The organism is Pasteurella oralis, assembly GCF_042681465.1.
Lineage (GTDB): Bacteria > Pseudomonadota > Gammaproteobacteria > Enterobacterales > Pasteurellaceae > Pasteurella > Pasteurella oralis.
In genome coordinates, this window is the sequence record NZ_JBHUFP010000002.1 from 1 (window position 1) to 12,968 (window position 12,968).

The 12,968-nt window shown below is 36.3% G+C and carries 14 protein-coding genes and 4 pseudogenes; 9 read left to right on the top strand and 9 right to left on the bottom strand.

The genetic code is table 11. From position 1 onward, the window contains the following. The 8 genes and pseudogenes from ACFSAV_RS00695 to ACFSAV_RS00730 form a co-directional block, all read left to right on the top strand. The coding region (locus ACFSAV_RS00695) for an HNH/endonuclease VII fold putative polymorphic toxin (protein ID WP_379095072.1) at positions 1-884 on the top strand (884 nt) is incomplete at its 5' end. Continuing rightward, positions 871-1,470 (top strand): hypothetical protein, encoded by a 600-nt coding sequence (locus ACFSAV_RS00700; protein WP_379095075.1) that lies wholly within the window; start codon positions 871-873, stop codon positions 1,468-1,470. The genes ACFSAV_RS00695 and ACFSAV_RS00700, both read left to right, overlap by 14 nt. A 246-nt stretch (positions 1,471-1,716) precedes the next feature. After that, the gene (locus tag ACFSAV_RS00705; protein WP_379095078.1) at positions 1,717-2,088 is read left to right on the top strand and encodes a CDI toxin immunity protein; all 372 of its coding nucleotides are present in this window, start codon (positions 1,717-1,719) and stop codon (positions 2,086-2,088) included. Between the two features lie 10 nt (positions 2,089-2,098). Continuing rightward, positions 2,099-2,191 (top strand): annotated as a pseudogene (locus ACFSAV_RS00710) (SMI1/KNR4 family protein); the annotation flags it as partial. A 148-nt stretch (positions 2,192-2,339) separates the two neighbouring features. Beyond that, a pseudogene (locus ACFSAV_RS00715) lies at positions 2,340-2,657 on the top strand (EndoU domain-containing protein). Between the two features lie 8 nt (positions 2,658-2,665). Next, positions 2,666-3,091: a DUF5376 domain-containing protein gene (locus ACFSAV_RS00720; RefSeq protein ID WP_379095081.1), complete on the top strand. Its 426-nt coding sequence runs from the start codon at positions 2,666-2,668 to the stop codon at positions 3,089-3,091. Next, entirely contained in the window at positions 3,088-3,438 is a 351-nt protein-coding gene (locus tag ACFSAV_RS00725; protein ID WP_379095085.1) for an EndoU domain-containing protein, read from the top strand. Before ACFSAV_RS00720 ends, ACFSAV_RS00725 begins: the two co-directional genes overlap by 4 nt. 3 nt (positions 3,439-3,441) lie before the next feature. Beyond that, on the top strand, positions 3,442-3,825 hold the full coding sequence (locus ACFSAV_RS00730; protein WP_101776232.1) for a DUF5376 family protein: 384 nt from the start codon (positions 3,442-3,444) through the stop codon (positions 3,823-3,825). Positions 3,826-4,048: 223 nt separating this feature from the next. On the opposite strand, the gene ACFSAV_RS00735 is transcribed toward ACFSAV_RS00730, so the two are convergent. From ACFSAV_RS00735 to ACFSAV_RS00765, 7 genes are all read right to left on the bottom strand, one after another. Continuing rightward, entirely contained in the window at positions 4,049-5,437 is a 1,389-nt protein-coding gene (locus ACFSAV_RS00735) for a DHA2 family efflux MFS transporter permease subunit (RefSeq protein WP_101776231.1), read from the bottom strand. A 9-nt stretch (positions 5,438-5,446) separates the two neighbouring features. Continuing rightward, on the bottom strand, positions 5,447-5,956 hold the full coding sequence (gene mobB / locus ACFSAV_RS00740; RefSeq protein WP_379095089.1) for a molybdopterin-guanine dinucleotide biosynthesis protein MobB: 510 nt from the start codon (positions 5,954-5,956) through the stop codon (positions 5,447-5,449). A gap of 55 nt (positions 5,957-6,011) precedes the next feature. Continuing rightward, a complete protein-coding gene (locus ACFSAV_RS00745; RefSeq protein WP_379095092.1) occupies positions 6,012-6,443 on the bottom strand; it encodes a SoxR reducing system RseC family protein in 432 nt (143 codons plus the stop codon). Positions 6,444-6,453: 10 nt separating this feature from the next. Further along, positions 6,454-7,407, bottom strand: a complete 954-nt coding sequence (gene rseB / locus ACFSAV_RS00750) for a sigma-E factor regulatory protein RseB (RefSeq protein ID WP_379095095.1) — start codon at positions 7,405-7,407, stop codon at positions 6,454-6,456. A 63-nt stretch (positions 7,408-7,470) separates the two neighbouring features. Further along, positions 7,471-8,058, bottom strand: coding sequence for a sigma-E factor negative regulatory protein (locus tag ACFSAV_RS00755; RefSeq protein WP_101776227.1), 588 nt, complete (start codon positions 8,056-8,058; stop codon positions 7,471-7,473). Positions 8,059-8,103: 45 nt separating this feature from the next. Continuing rightward, positions 8,104-8,679: an RNA polymerase sigma factor RpoE gene (gene rpoE, locus ACFSAV_RS00760; protein ID WP_379095099.1), complete on the bottom strand. Its 576-nt coding sequence runs from the start codon at positions 8,677-8,679 to the stop codon at positions 8,104-8,106. 120 nt (positions 8,680-8,799) lie between these two features. Continuing rightward, the gene (locus tag ACFSAV_RS00765; RefSeq protein ID WP_101776225.1) at positions 8,800-9,054 is read right to left on the bottom strand and encodes an FAD assembly factor SdhE; all 255 of its coding nucleotides are present in this window, start codon (positions 9,052-9,054) and stop codon (positions 8,800-8,802) included. 277 nt (positions 9,055-9,331) lie between these two features. On the opposite strand from ACFSAV_RS00765, the gene ACFSAV_RS00770 reads away from it, so the two are divergent. Next, complete coding sequence (locus ACFSAV_RS00770) at positions 9,332-11,338, top strand: BCCT family transporter (protein ID WP_379095103.1); 2,007 nt, start codon at positions 9,332-9,334, stop codon at positions 11,336-11,338. 224 nt (positions 11,339-11,562) lie between these two features. Here ACFSAV_RS00770 and ACFSAV_RS11750 read toward each other — a convergent pair. Then, positions 11,563-12,309 (bottom strand): annotated as a pseudogene (locus ACFSAV_RS11750) (PTS fructose-like transporter subunit IIB); the annotation flags it as partial. A gap of 42 nt (positions 12,310-12,351) precedes the next feature. Further along, positions 12,352-12,960: pseudogene (locus tag ACFSAV_RS11755) on the bottom strand (fructose PTS transporter subunit IIB); the annotation flags it as partial. Between the last annotated feature and the right edge of the window lie 8 nt (positions 12,961-12,968).

Genomic DNA, 12,968 nt, shown 5'->3' on the forward strand with positions numbered 1-12,968 from the left:
AAAAAGCACAAATCACTGCGTTAAGTTCGATGACAGCCGCGGTGGCAGGTGGGCTAACGGCACAGAGTTCAAGTCAGAGTAACACGACGGTATCGAGTCTCACCCATGCTTCGATTGGTGGTGAGATTGGTAAGATTGCGGTGGAGAATAATTATCTTGCTGTGCTTTCTAGAGGTTGTTTATCAATTTCTTTTTGTAGAAATCAAGTGCTTAAAGAAGCATTACTATTGAATAGTAGTGTTATTGCAACAGGCATCATTGCAGAGGAGTTAACAAGTAAACTATCTTCTGATGAGTCAGAGCATTTGATGACATTATTATTGATAGGGAATGATAATATTACAAGTCACTATGTAAATAGTTTAGTTACTAAGTATGCTTCCTTAGATCCAAATGATGTGCCTAAATTAGAGGGATATCCTATACCTGAGCCTAAAAAGCTTCTCATATTAGTGAGTCCTCAACCAGAGTATGATAGAGAGGATGGGATTCTAATAACACCTACGCATATTACAGATAAACACGATTCTGTTTTAGTGGGTGGGGAAATTAAAATTGGAGATTGGAGAGACAATGTATTAAATATTGTACCAGAGAGCTTAATTCCAGAAGGTGCAAAAAGAAGAGGTGCTTTTAATGAGGCAAAACGAAGATCAGGTATACCAGTTAGTCAGAGTCCATCAAAAATATATTCTAATATAGACAAAAGAGGAAATAAGCAAGCAGGATACATTTATGAATTTGATATTCCTCGACAAGGTGGTGGAAGCAGAAAAGTATATATTAGGGATGACTCGAAAGGACATTTTTATGGTGAGAATGATCCTCAAAATAGGGGACCTCACTTTAACGACGAAAAAGGAAATCACTATGATTATAAATGATGTTGTTGTAAGAAAAGCAACAGATATTAGAAAGAAAAATGATATAGCAAATTTCCCTCAAAAGTACTTTACTCCATTTCATAATGTTTCAGCGATAAGTTTTGAAGTGCTAAATATGGATTCTTTTAGAGGAAAGTATTGGATTCTAAAAAATTTTTTAGCATTGAACTATCCAAATGAAAAAAAATTAAGTTTTGTTATTCAACTATCTGAACAGCCAAATCAAAAAAGCATCAAGTTTAAAGGTATTTGGAGAATACTAAATTTTTCAGGTGTTAATATTGATTTTTTTTATAATAGAAAGGAACTTTTTTATGAATCTAATTCGAAGCTGAATATAGTAGGATATGCTGAGGTCGATATTGAGCACATAGAGTTTATGATTAAGCTGATAAATGATGTCGATTATTTATATTTTTCTTTAGGGGGAAATGACATTTTTTTTGATAATTATGAAAAGTGGATAAATTATAAACTAAATAATAATAAGTCAGTTTTATTTTTTTTAGAAGACTTATGGGGAGGTGAAAATGAAATGGTTGTTATTGATAAAAATATCAATGTATTAAAATTAAGAATTACTTAAGATTAAAATAAATAGTTTTCTATTGAGTTCTCTATCTTTTCTTAGTGTTATTAAAGCACTCGTCAAAGATGAGCGCTAGCTTGGGGGATGGAGGCTAGATTATGATGAGGAAAAAGGTATGCATATAAATGTATTTGATTTTTCTCAAGGAAAAGGTAATAAAGGAATTAAAGAAGTAATTCCTTTTGAAGGAAATCAGGATGATTTTAAACGTTACTTAAAACAGTTAAATAAGTGAGAATGAAAATGAATTTATTTAATGAATGTAAAATAGCATTACACAATTCTATATCTGTTATAACGAAAGAAACTGAAAAGCAAGTTATAGACTTACTCAATACATATCCTATTAAAGATAATTGGATTGATTTTAATTTAGCTCATTATAAGGAATATGAGCATATAGAAATGCTCCCCAAAGAATATTATTCAAATGATTTTTTTGTTTTAGCGGATGATATCGATATACCTATATTTCAAGCTAATCTAAAGGAAATAGTAGAGAATTTTCATCATGTTTCTTGTTTGTGTCCTATATTGTTTATTTTTAATCAAGAATGTCTAATTCTAAGAGATTTTTCAACAGATAAAGTAAGAGTAATATATAAACCATTATAAATTTAAATGTAGACATTTATTATTTCCTGTGGCAGAAAATTTTGAGGCGTTTTTAGATATGCTTTACGATTTTGATGAACGTTATCCGAATGGTTATGAGTAGGTATTTGTTTAACTAATGTGTTGTATTTTTTAAGCGTTGTTTACAATTAATATTTTAAGTGCGGTCAGTTTTGAAAAAGTTTTGCTTTGAGAAATTGACCGTTTTTTACATGATATAGTTAAGACGCACTACCTTAAGCAATGTCATTGTGGATAAGATTATCAAGGAATACCCAAATGGGGTCTATGAAGCGAGGGTGTTGATCCCTAACCCAAAAGCTAAAACTGATCCTACTGCACCGAAATTTTTGGAGAAAAAGGGAAATGAAGGTGTATCCACAATGTTTCCGAGAACATGAACAGCTGATAGATTGAAAGTTGAGTTGGAGAATGCGTTTCGAAACAGTTCTGGAGTACTAGATACTAAGGATAAGTGGACAGGCATAACAAAATCAGGGGTTAAAGTAGAATGGATTCTTAATAAAGATGGTTATTTATCAACAGTTTATCCGACAAAAGGGCAATGAGGTATAAAATGAAAGTACGTTTTAAGTATTGGGAATATGAAGGTAGTATATATAAAACCTGTGGTGTTTATGAAAGTGATAATTGGGAAAATGATGGGGTGATTACTGACTACATTAGCACGTTGGAACGTTTAAGTTGGATAAGTAAGGTATTAGAGATGCTTCGAGATCCAACGATTACTCGGGATTGGATTAGTTCTCAGGCATTTGATGCCTTGATAGACCATGATCAAATAAAAGTGGGTTTTTATCTATTAGATGATATGGAAGAAGAGGATATTCCTGATGATGTTGACGAAAGAGATACCGATCCCCGTTTCATCCCCCGTAAAGAATTTGCCTATCTACTGGAAAAATGGATCGCTTTTTACCAAAGACCTATTACTGATATGAATTACCAAGAAATTATTGACACCAAGGAGGCGTATTTATGACTGTGATTGTGAGTGGACATTCCACCTTAGGCAATATTCGAGTGGACCGAGTATTACAAACCTATAAAAATGGCGTGTATATTGCACAAATTTCCGTATGGGATAGCGACACCAATCAATATATTGCCAAAACCAATAACAACGGCGAAATGCTCATGTTTCCTGCAACATGGACAGCAGATAGGATATTGGTTGAGATTGATTCAGCCTATTCAAACCAAGTGGATGATTTAGATGTGGTACGTCAAATGGAAGGGATGTGGGCGGGGATATCCAATTCAGGTGTGAGAATTGAAGGATACACTTATCCAGAACTTACTGCTTTTCCAAGTAGCAGACAGGAGTAAGCTATGCAATTAGTGTTTTCCTATATTGAACATAAATCACAAGTGATACCGGTTTGTTTTTGGAAAGAAAACCATCAGCTTCATCCTTTAACAGGCTATTTAAATGACCCGATGGGTGGACCCAATTACTTTGCGTTCTTGGATAGGGTGTTATCGATTTTGAGGGATGATGAGGTACAACAAGGGGATATTTCTTCCAATTCTTGGGGAGTTGAAATTCAGGGTGATAAGGTGTATTTCTGTTTTTTATTTGCCCAAGAAGACACAAGTTTGCATTTTGCTTTAACGAGAGCAGTACTGATAGATGTGCTCGTACTATGGTTAGCCTTTCGTAGTCAGGAGCCTGTTGTTGGTTATCAAGAAGAGTTAAGTTTTGATGAAGTGTAAATATCAAACAGCGTAGCAAGAAAGTGCGGTCAGTTTTGAAAAAGTTTTGAGCTTTGAGAATTGGTCGCATTTTTAACATACATTGATAACGTACGTTAAGGAAGTTTTAGTGAAGGTAGATAAAAGTTTAGAATTAATAGAAAGATGAAGATTAATTTCATTAATAAAACGCTTTATGACAGCTTGAAAATCTGCTTGCTTAGTAGCTTTTAACAGAATAGTGCTATTTTTGTTGTAAACTTGCACCGTCTTTTGCTTTTAAGTAGCTTAAAATCCAAATCAGTAAGATGCCAAACAGTGCAACACTTAAAAAAGTGCAACTAAAAGATTGCTGTAATTGGTTGCCGATTTCACCAATATTGTCACGATATATCCCTAAAATGACCGAACAAACTGCGATACCAATCCCAATTCCCATTTGTTGAGCAACACTGAGAATCGTTGAGCCTGCGCTGGCATTTTGTTCAGAGAGCTCACTGACTGCAAGAGTATTTGTGGCAGTGAAAATCACTGACATACAGCTACCATACCAAGCCAGCGCAGCAATTAATAACCAAGTCGGCGTTTCTACTGTGACAAATGCCATTGATGCAATGGATAAAGTAAGTAGAAATGCGGTAAAAATAAGGGTTTTTTTGTAACCTAACAAGGCAAGGATGCGGCTAATTAAAGGTTTCATTAATACAGAGCTAATGGCGATAGGTGCTAGTAGCCAACCTGATAACTCAGCACTGTAATTAAACACAATTTGTAACATAAGTGGTAATAAGAACGGGATGCCTGAACCACATAAACGGATGAATAAATTGGCTAAAATACCAATACTAAATGTACGGATTTGAAACAAAGATAATGGCAACAACGAATTTTTCGATTTTTTTGCATGGAAATAGTATGCCACTAAGAGTATGACACCACTAGTTAGGATGCTTAATGCATTAACTTTATGACTGGTTTTTTCTGCGATTAAATCTAAACCGAGAGTTAAGCCAACAAGCCCACCTGCAAAAAGGAAAAAACCGATCCAATCAAGTTTATTTACTGGAGATGTGGCATTTGGCATATAGTTTCCTGCGATGATAACGCCAATTGTGCCAATTGGGATATTGATTAAAAAAATCCAATGCCAAGTGGTGTAAGTGACTAGCCAACCGCCTAAAATAGGTCCTAAGATTGGACCTAGTAAGCCTGACATTGCCATTAGATTCCAAACAGATAATAAATGTTGTTTGGGGACTGTTCGGATAATTGCTAAACGTGCGACAGGCATCATTAATGCGCCGCCAACACCTTGTAAAACACGTGAAAGCACGAGAGTATCTAAGGTATTTGATATTGCACAAGTAATTGAGCCAAACACAAAAATACTGACTGCAAGACGAAAGATTTTTAACGTACCATACTTATCAGCAAGCCAACCACTTAGTGGAATAAATAAGGCAACAGTCAATGCATAGCTGATGATAGCAAGCTGCATTTCTAGAGGTGATTCGTTGAGATCGCGTGAGATAGCGGGTAGTGCGGTATTAAGAATCGTTGCATCAAGGGTTTGCATAAAAAGTGCAATGGCAGCAATCCAAGCTAACCCTCGATAACTTTCACGTTCTGTCATAAAATTTTCCTATTTTGAACCGCACTTTTGTTGATACCAATGTAAGATGAATGTGCTGATTTGGTTAATATCATTGATATCTAAAAGTGGTTTTTCCGAGTTTAAATCATAATCTGTTGCTAAAGCGATCACATCATTGTCCTGCGTTGGTAGCGGTTTGCTCATTGTTTGGCGATGTAACAAAATTTTGGCAATAGGTTCTTGTTTGAACCCTTCAACAAGCACTAAATCAGTTAAGTTAGGATCAAATTGTTGTGCTAAATAATGAAGATCAACAGGCTGTTTAGGGGTTTCGGTCATGAGTGCCCAGCGATTGTCACATGCCATGATAACCTGGCTTGCGCCAGCCTCTTTCATGCGCCAACTGTCTTTGCCTTCTTTATCAACTTGTGCATTATGGTGGCTATGTTTAATTACGGCAACTCGTAGTCCTTGTGCCGTAAGCAGGGGAAGAAGTTTTTCTAATAAAGTCGTTTTGCCACTTCCGCTATAACCTGTAATGCCCAACATTAAGTGCATGAGATAGTTATCCTTTTGTCAAAAATTTTATGCATTATAAAGGGATTAGTTCAGATCACAAAACTCTTAATAAGATAGGTTTATAGGCTGCTTTTTGATTGAGCTTTTTGCTGTAATAGCGGATAACAAGAAAAGTAAGAGCGGTACAAATGAAAATAAACATTGCACTGATTAATTCGTGCGGAAAGAGCTGTTCTGCAAGAAATGTACTGAGCAAGATTGTCAGTAAAGGAACAATATAGAGTAGTAATGCAGAGAGAAGCAGAGAACGTTCGGCTAAACCAATTTCAACAAGTTGACCTACTTTAAGTGGTGTGATGGTTTCAATTGTGAAGATATGTTCACCTTGTTCACCCGTTAATTCAGAAAGTGCTGAAGCGCCACAAGCATTTTGGGCTGCACAGGCACCACAAGCGCTTTGTGATTGGCATTTTACTTTGGCGATGCCTGCTTGGTATTCGATAACGACAGCACTTTCTTTTAGCATTGATTAAAACCTATTTTTTGAATTGGATATCTTGCACGATGCGTTTTGCAGTGGAAATGGGTAATTGGCCAACAAATGTCACTTCTTTACCATGAATTGTTTCACTGTATATCGTATAAGCTCCTTGTTTCCATGTGTTGTCTAAATTGATTTTTGTAATAGGATCAGCAACATATAAAGTAAAAGAAAAGAGTCCATCGCTGTATAATTGGCTTTCAATTTGATTATCTTCTTCTAATCCAACACTTTCATTAATTTTAACGAAACCCTGTGGTAACCAGCTGACCTGCCAGTTAAAGTGTAGTGTGTTTTCTTCTTTTTTATCAATGAGTAGAGGTGGGAAAACAACATTGTCTAAATACTGAGCTAATCCTTGTAAGCCATCACCAACATATAGATTTACTACACGGAATTGATCAAGTAAATTACCATCACGATCGAGTATATCACTTTGTAATAAAAGATAATTTTCTTCATCAATAAAAGCAACGTATTGATAGCGGAAATCATCTTTCGGCAAAATACGGATAGTTTGTACAATACGATCAGCGACACGATTGCGGCCAATATTGACGAAATCATAATATTTTTCTAAGCGATTAAAATCAGCACGCATGATAGCAGGTAGGCTGTCAATAATGTGTGTACTATGGATAGTGAAAGGTTGGAAATTAGGCTGAAAATAGCTAACTAAGTTATCACGTTGGACAATTTCTTGCTGTACTCCATCAAGAGAAACTAATTGAGCATAGGATTTACCGTCCAGATGAAGATGACGATAGCGTAAGGAATCCATATTCACCGGCGTTGTTTTTACAAATGCTATTTCATAACTCAATTTTTCGCGTGCTTCTGGCATTTTTAATAATAACTGTTTTGCCGAGAGTTGAGTTTCGGCAAAAGCAATGAATGGCAAAAGTAAAGCAAAGAGAAGTGCGGTTGATTTTTGAAAAGTTTTTAACATAAGTCATCACCATAAAACAAAATCACCACCAATGAAGGTGGTGAATATTAACTTGTGAAATCATTACTTTTGATTAGTTTGTTGATTTAAGATGAGTGAGTCAGCGTATAAACGACGTTGGATTTCATAATTTTGCAACATTGCACCAATCCGTTTATTTTTTTGTTCTAACTGCTCGGGAGTTACTGCATCTTTAGGTGCATTGTAACTGACTTCTTGTACAACATTATTAAATGGTAATGTTTGTAAAATCGGTGTATCAATACTATTTTGCACTTCATTTTTTGCAGTAAGGAAAGATTGAGTACCAACTACAGCAACTAAGCAAACACTTGCAGCGACTGCAACTTGTGCCAATGGGGCAAATAAGCCTTTAAATTTCTGCATAAATGGTAGTTTAGCAACTTCTTGTGGTAGAGGCTGAGAAGCTGCTGGTTGAGCCACTCGGATTTCTTCTTGCTCAATGAGCATCTCCATTTTTGCTGTGAAATCTGCACCCAACAGCACTTCAGTTTCTTGACGCATGACAGTACGAATTGTATGAAAATTTGCCCAAGATTTTTGTAATTCAGCATCTTGGCATAATTTTTCTGTCAATTCAGCACTGACTTGTTCACCATCAATATAGGCTGAAAGTAACTCTTTTTGCATGTTGATACTCCAACTTTCGTTTGGTTTTCTGTATTTGTTGTGTTTTTAACGTTCTAACATAGGTTGTACTTTACTTTCGATAATTTCGCGTGCACGGAAAATTCGAGAACGTACAGTACCTACTGGGCAATCCATAATTTCAGCAATTTCTTCATAACTTAATCCTTCAATTTCTCGTAACGTGATTGCTGTTCTTAAGTCTTCTTGTAAACCATTGATCGTATCAAACACAATTTTCTTTAATTCGTTAGATAACATTTCATGTTCGGGGGTATCCACATCCCGTAAATTACTTCCTACATCATAGCTTTCCGCTTCTTCCGCTAAAATATCTTCGTTTGGCGGGCGGCGTCCTTGTGCAGTTAAGTAATTTTTTGCCGTATTGACGGCAATTCTGTATAGCCAAGTGTAGAAAGCACTGTCACCACGAAAAGAATAAATTGAACGATATGCTTTAATAAATGATTCTTGTACGACATCGGGGATATCGTTTGGTGACACATAACGAGTCAGCAAACCAGCTACCTTATTTTGATAACGTGAAACCAATAAATTAAAGGCTTTCTTATCTCCTTGCTGTACTCTTTCTACCAAAGCCTGATCTGTTAGCTGTTCAGCCATATAACCTCTTATATCACCTCTAACAAGCCTTAATATTCAAAGACAGCAAGCTCTTGCAATCAGTTAGACGGTGCTAAATTTAAAAAGTTCAATCTTTTTTGTAAAGACCAAATATTGTGATTAATCAGCTAATTTCAAAGTATCTTGAATATAATCAACTAGGTGTTGTAATTCGGGATCACTTGCTTGTCCACGATTAAAAAACCAAGAAAATAGCTGTAAGTCAGAACAAGCAAGCAAGCGAATGAATTGGTCTTTTTGTGTATCTGACAATTGATCAAAATGTTGCTGATAGAATGGCATAATCACGTTATCGAGCTCTAACATACCGCGCCGACAATCCCATTCAATTCGCAATTTGTTATATTGTGTCATTTTATATCCTTGTAAAATTGAAACGGATTAAATATATCAAGGATCTATTACAAAATAAACAATGTTCACTCCACTTGTTAATATATTAAAAAGGCATAATTTTGCAATTTTGATAATTTTTTGCTATATTAACTGGGATATGATAATCATTAACCAACATATTCTGCGTACTGAAAACTCAATTTAATTGGGTTTTTCCTCATTATTTCCGTGAGCAAGCGGAAGTTCTGTATAACAATTAGGTTATATCAAAATCATCGAAAACTAAGGAGGCGTTTTGACGTTTTTAAAGCAATTACGTGCGAATAGCACGCTAAAAGCACCCATTTTCTTACCCAGTATTCTTTTTATCGCTTTTGTCACAATTTATTGTTCTTTTTTTCCTGTCCATGCTCAAAAGATACTGATCATTGCCAAACAACAAATTTTTACTCATTTTAGTTGGTTCTATGTGTTGGCAGTGTCTATTTTTATCTTATTTTTGATTTTACTTTGTTCAAGTCGGTTAGGCGATATTCGCTTGGGGGCGGATAATGAAGCTCCAGAGTATCCATTCCTTTCTTGGATAGCAATGCTATTCGCGGCAGGAATGGGTATTGGTTTAATGTATTTTGGAGTAGCAGAACCCATGTTGCACTATGTAAGTCCGCTGCATCAACAGCTTACGCCTACTGAGCAAGTAAAAGAAGCAATGTTAATGACTTTCTACCACTGGGGAATTCATGCTTGGGCGATTTATGCTGTAATTGGATTGACACTCGCTTATTTTGGATTTCGTTATAAGCTACCTTTGACGATTCGTTCTGGTTTTTATCCGTTATTAAAGCATAAAATTTCGGGATTCTGGGGGCACGTGATAGATATTTGTGCATTATGTAGCACTATTTTTGGTATTACGACGACATTGGGTTACGGGGCAATGCAATTAGATGCAGGCTTGAGTAGTTTGGGGTGGATTGAATCACGCAGCTTTTCGACGCTTGCAGTATTAATCGTCATTGTGATGTGTTTGGCGACAATTTCAGCGATTACAGGGGTAGCAAAAGGAGTACGCCGATTAAGTGAAGTGAATTTATTTTTGGCGTTAGCATTGATGTTGTTTGTGATTATAGTTGGACCAACATTACTTTTATTCACCAGTTTTACTGAAAATTTAGGTTATTATTTAAGTAACTTAGTTTCTTTAAGTTTTCGTACTTTTGCTTATGAGCCAGAACATCAAGGCTGGTTTAGTGGCTGGACAGTATTGTATTGGGCATGGTGGGTATCTTGGGCGCCATTTGTCGGGTTATTTATCGCTAAGATCTCAAAAGGGCGTACTATTCGTGAATTTATTTTAGGTGTGTTATTTATTCCATCACTATTTAATGCATTATGGATGACAACTTTTGGTAATACTGCAATTTGGCTAGATGTTGAAACTGCAGGCAATTTGACCGCACTTGCAAACGATACAGAAGCATTATTATTTGGCTTTTTTGAACAATTACCTTTCGGCAATATGGCTTCTTTCATTGCAATCACGATCATTGCTCTGTTTTTTATTACTTCTGCTGATTCGGGAATTTATGTGATTAATAGCATTGCTTCACAGGGCGAAGAAAAAAGTGTGAAATGGCAAAGTGTATTTTGGGCAGTATTGTTGGCGGTTTTAGCTATCGCATTATTACGTTCTGATGGATTATCTGCCTTACAAACCATGACGTTAATCATTGCTCTACCATTTACGCTAATTATGCTGTTACTTTGTTTTGGTTTATGGAAAGGACTGATGGTGGATAACCAATATTTTAGCAAAGCATTTTCACAGGGAAGTGATAATTGGAGTGGGAAACATTGGAAAAATCGCTTAGAAAAGATTCTTGTGCAATCTAAGCGTGCAGATGTAAAACACTTTATTCAAGATATTGCTCAACCTGCATTTAATGAATTAGTCACTGAATTTGAAAAGCATGGATTAACTGCACAAACGGATATTATTACGGGTAAAAATCCGAAAATTGAATTTGTCGTCATGAAAGAAAACGTACGTAATTTCTTATATGGTATTGATTGTAAATCTCGTGAGTTATCGACTTTAGTCGTAGAAGATGATGCGTTACCCAATATTGATTCACAGCGTTCTTATGAGCCTATTACTTACTTTATTGATGGACGAGAGGGCTATGATGTGCAATACATGACTAAAGATGAGTTGATTGCGGATGTATTGAAACAATATGAGCGCTACATGAATTTAGCGATGGATAATACTAATGCACTAATGACTTATGACGTAGCTTAATGGTGTATTGTTGCTAAATTTGATAAAAAGTGACCGCACTTTTTAAGTGCGGTCGTTATTATGCATTTTTTAAGTTAAGCCATAAAGTAGACAAACGCGGCGATGATGAGTCCAATCACAATGAATGGCAAGAAATAAGCGCCTTTACATTTAAATTGGCAACATTCACTGGTCGTCGTTGACGCTTGCTGTGTACATTTTTCAGTAGTGTGTACATCCGTATGCGTGGTTTGTGCAAAAGCGTTTTCAAATTCTTGTGCGGTATTTTTTAGTGCGGCACTGGTCGAGGTGCGATAGAGTGGCTTACCTTTAAATTTAGCCAGATCGATATCAATATCGGTTGCAACAAAAACTAAATCCGCGGCGGCAACTTCTTCTGCACTAATCAGATTATCTGCGCCCATTTGTCCATGCGTTTCCACTTTAACACACCAACCCTGCGCCTTGGCATAATTCATAATTGCTTCAGCAGACATGAACGTTTGGGTAACACCAGTTGGGCAAGCTGTGACTGCTACAATTTTTTTACTGCCTTCACAAGTCGCGAAGTCATTTGCAAAATTACGCAATGGCGGAATGATAATCTCCTCTTTAGGCTGTTCAAGCTTGTAGATAATGGCTTGTTCAAACGCTTTAGTAAATTCTTGTGCCGTATCTTTTAACGCAGCACGTGTTGAGGTACGGTAGATAGGTTTGCCTGCAAATTTAGTTAAATCAACATCAATATCGGCGGCAATAAACACTAAATCCGCATCGGCAACTTCGTCGGCGCTAATGAGATTATCAGACCCCATTTGTCCGTGTGTTTCTACTTTAACGCACCAGTTTTGTGCTTTCGCGTAGTTCATAATTGCTTCAGCCGACATAAAAGTTTGTGTTACGCCAGTTGGACAAGCGGTAACTGCGACAATTTTTTTACTGCCTTCACAATGCTCGAAATCATTAGCATAATTACGTGGTGCGGGTGTAATAGTTGGGACTTCTTCACTTTGTTCAACTTGATAAACAGTTGCTTGTTTAAGTGCCTGACTAAATTCACCCTCCACATTGTTGAGTACTGCACGAGTCGATGTGCGATATAACAACTTACCTACAAATTTTGATAAATCAATATCAATATCACTAGCAACAAAGACGAGATCTGCTGCGGCAATGTCTTCATCGTTCAGAATTGCTTTTGTACCAATTTGACCTTGTGTTTCAACTTTGACTTGCCAGCCCTGTGCCTTTGCATAATTCATAATTGCTTCAGCAGACATAAATGTTTGGGTTACGCCAGTTGGGCAAGCTGTGACTGCAACGATGTAGTTAATTTGAGGTGTGGAAAGATGTGCAAAATCGACCGCACTTTCTGTTGTTGAATAAGTGAGCGCATCTGTAATAGCTTGTTGAATCGTCTTTTCAGGTGCATTAAATGCTTGTTCAGCATCAACAACAAAAATCTTTTTACCAGCAAATTCAGGTTGGTTTAGGCACTGATCTGTAAAGGCAATAACAATTTCCGAGTCAGCTAATTCGCTGATTTGATGCCCTTGCTGATTGGCGGCTGTAGTTAAGACTTGATGTAATAAAAACAGCTTTGAATTACCCATGTCGTCTTTTTGTGTGAGAAAAATATTCATGAAATTAT

Excerpts from the sequence above, each read along its gene's own strand:
- mobB (WP_379095089.1), bottom strand. The coding sequence starts at position 5,956 with ATGCACTTAATGTTGGGCATTACAGGTTATAGCGGAAGTGGCAAAACG.
- ACFSAV_RS00765 (WP_101776225.1), bottom strand. The coding sequence starts at position 9,054 with ATGACACAATATAACAAATTGCGAATTGAATGGGATTGTCGGCGCGGT.
- ACFSAV_RS00745 (WP_379095092.1), bottom strand. The coding sequence starts at position 6,443 with ATGCTAAAAGAAAGTGCTGTCGTTATCGAATACCAAGCAGGCATCGCC.
- ACFSAV_RS00730 (WP_101776232.1), top strand. The coding sequence starts at position 3,442 with ATGCAATTAGTGTTTTCCTATATTGAACATAAATCACAAGTGATACCG.
- ACFSAV_RS00705 (WP_379095078.1), top strand. The coding sequence starts at position 1,717 with ATGAATTTATTTAATGAATGTAAAATAGCATTACACAATTCTATATCT.
- rseB (WP_379095095.1), bottom strand. The coding sequence starts at position 7,407 with ATGTTAAAAACTTTTCAAAAATCAACCGCACTTCTCTTTGCTTTACTT.
- rpoE (WP_379095099.1), bottom strand. The coding sequence starts at position 8,679 with ATGGCTGAACAGCTAACAGATCAGGCTTTGGTAGAAAGAGTACAGCAA.
- ACFSAV_RS00725 (WP_379095085.1), top strand. The coding sequence starts at position 3,088 with ATGACTGTGATTGTGAGTGGACATTCCACCTTAGGCAATATTCGAGTG.
- ACFSAV_RS00720 (WP_379095081.1), top strand. The coding sequence starts at position 2,666 with ATGAAAGTACGTTTTAAGTATTGGGAATATGAAGGTAGTATATATAAA.
- ACFSAV_RS00735 (WP_101776231.1), bottom strand. The coding sequence starts at position 5,437 with ATGACAGAACGTGAAAGTTATCGAGGGTTAGCTTGGATTGCTGCCATT.
- ACFSAV_RS00700 (WP_379095075.1), top strand. The coding sequence starts at position 871 with ATGATTATAAATGATGTTGTTGTAAGAAAAGCAACAGATATTAGAAAG.
- ACFSAV_RS00755 (WP_101776227.1), bottom strand. The coding sequence starts at position 8,058 with ATGCAAAAAGAGTTACTTTCAGCCTATATTGATGGTGAACAAGTCAGT.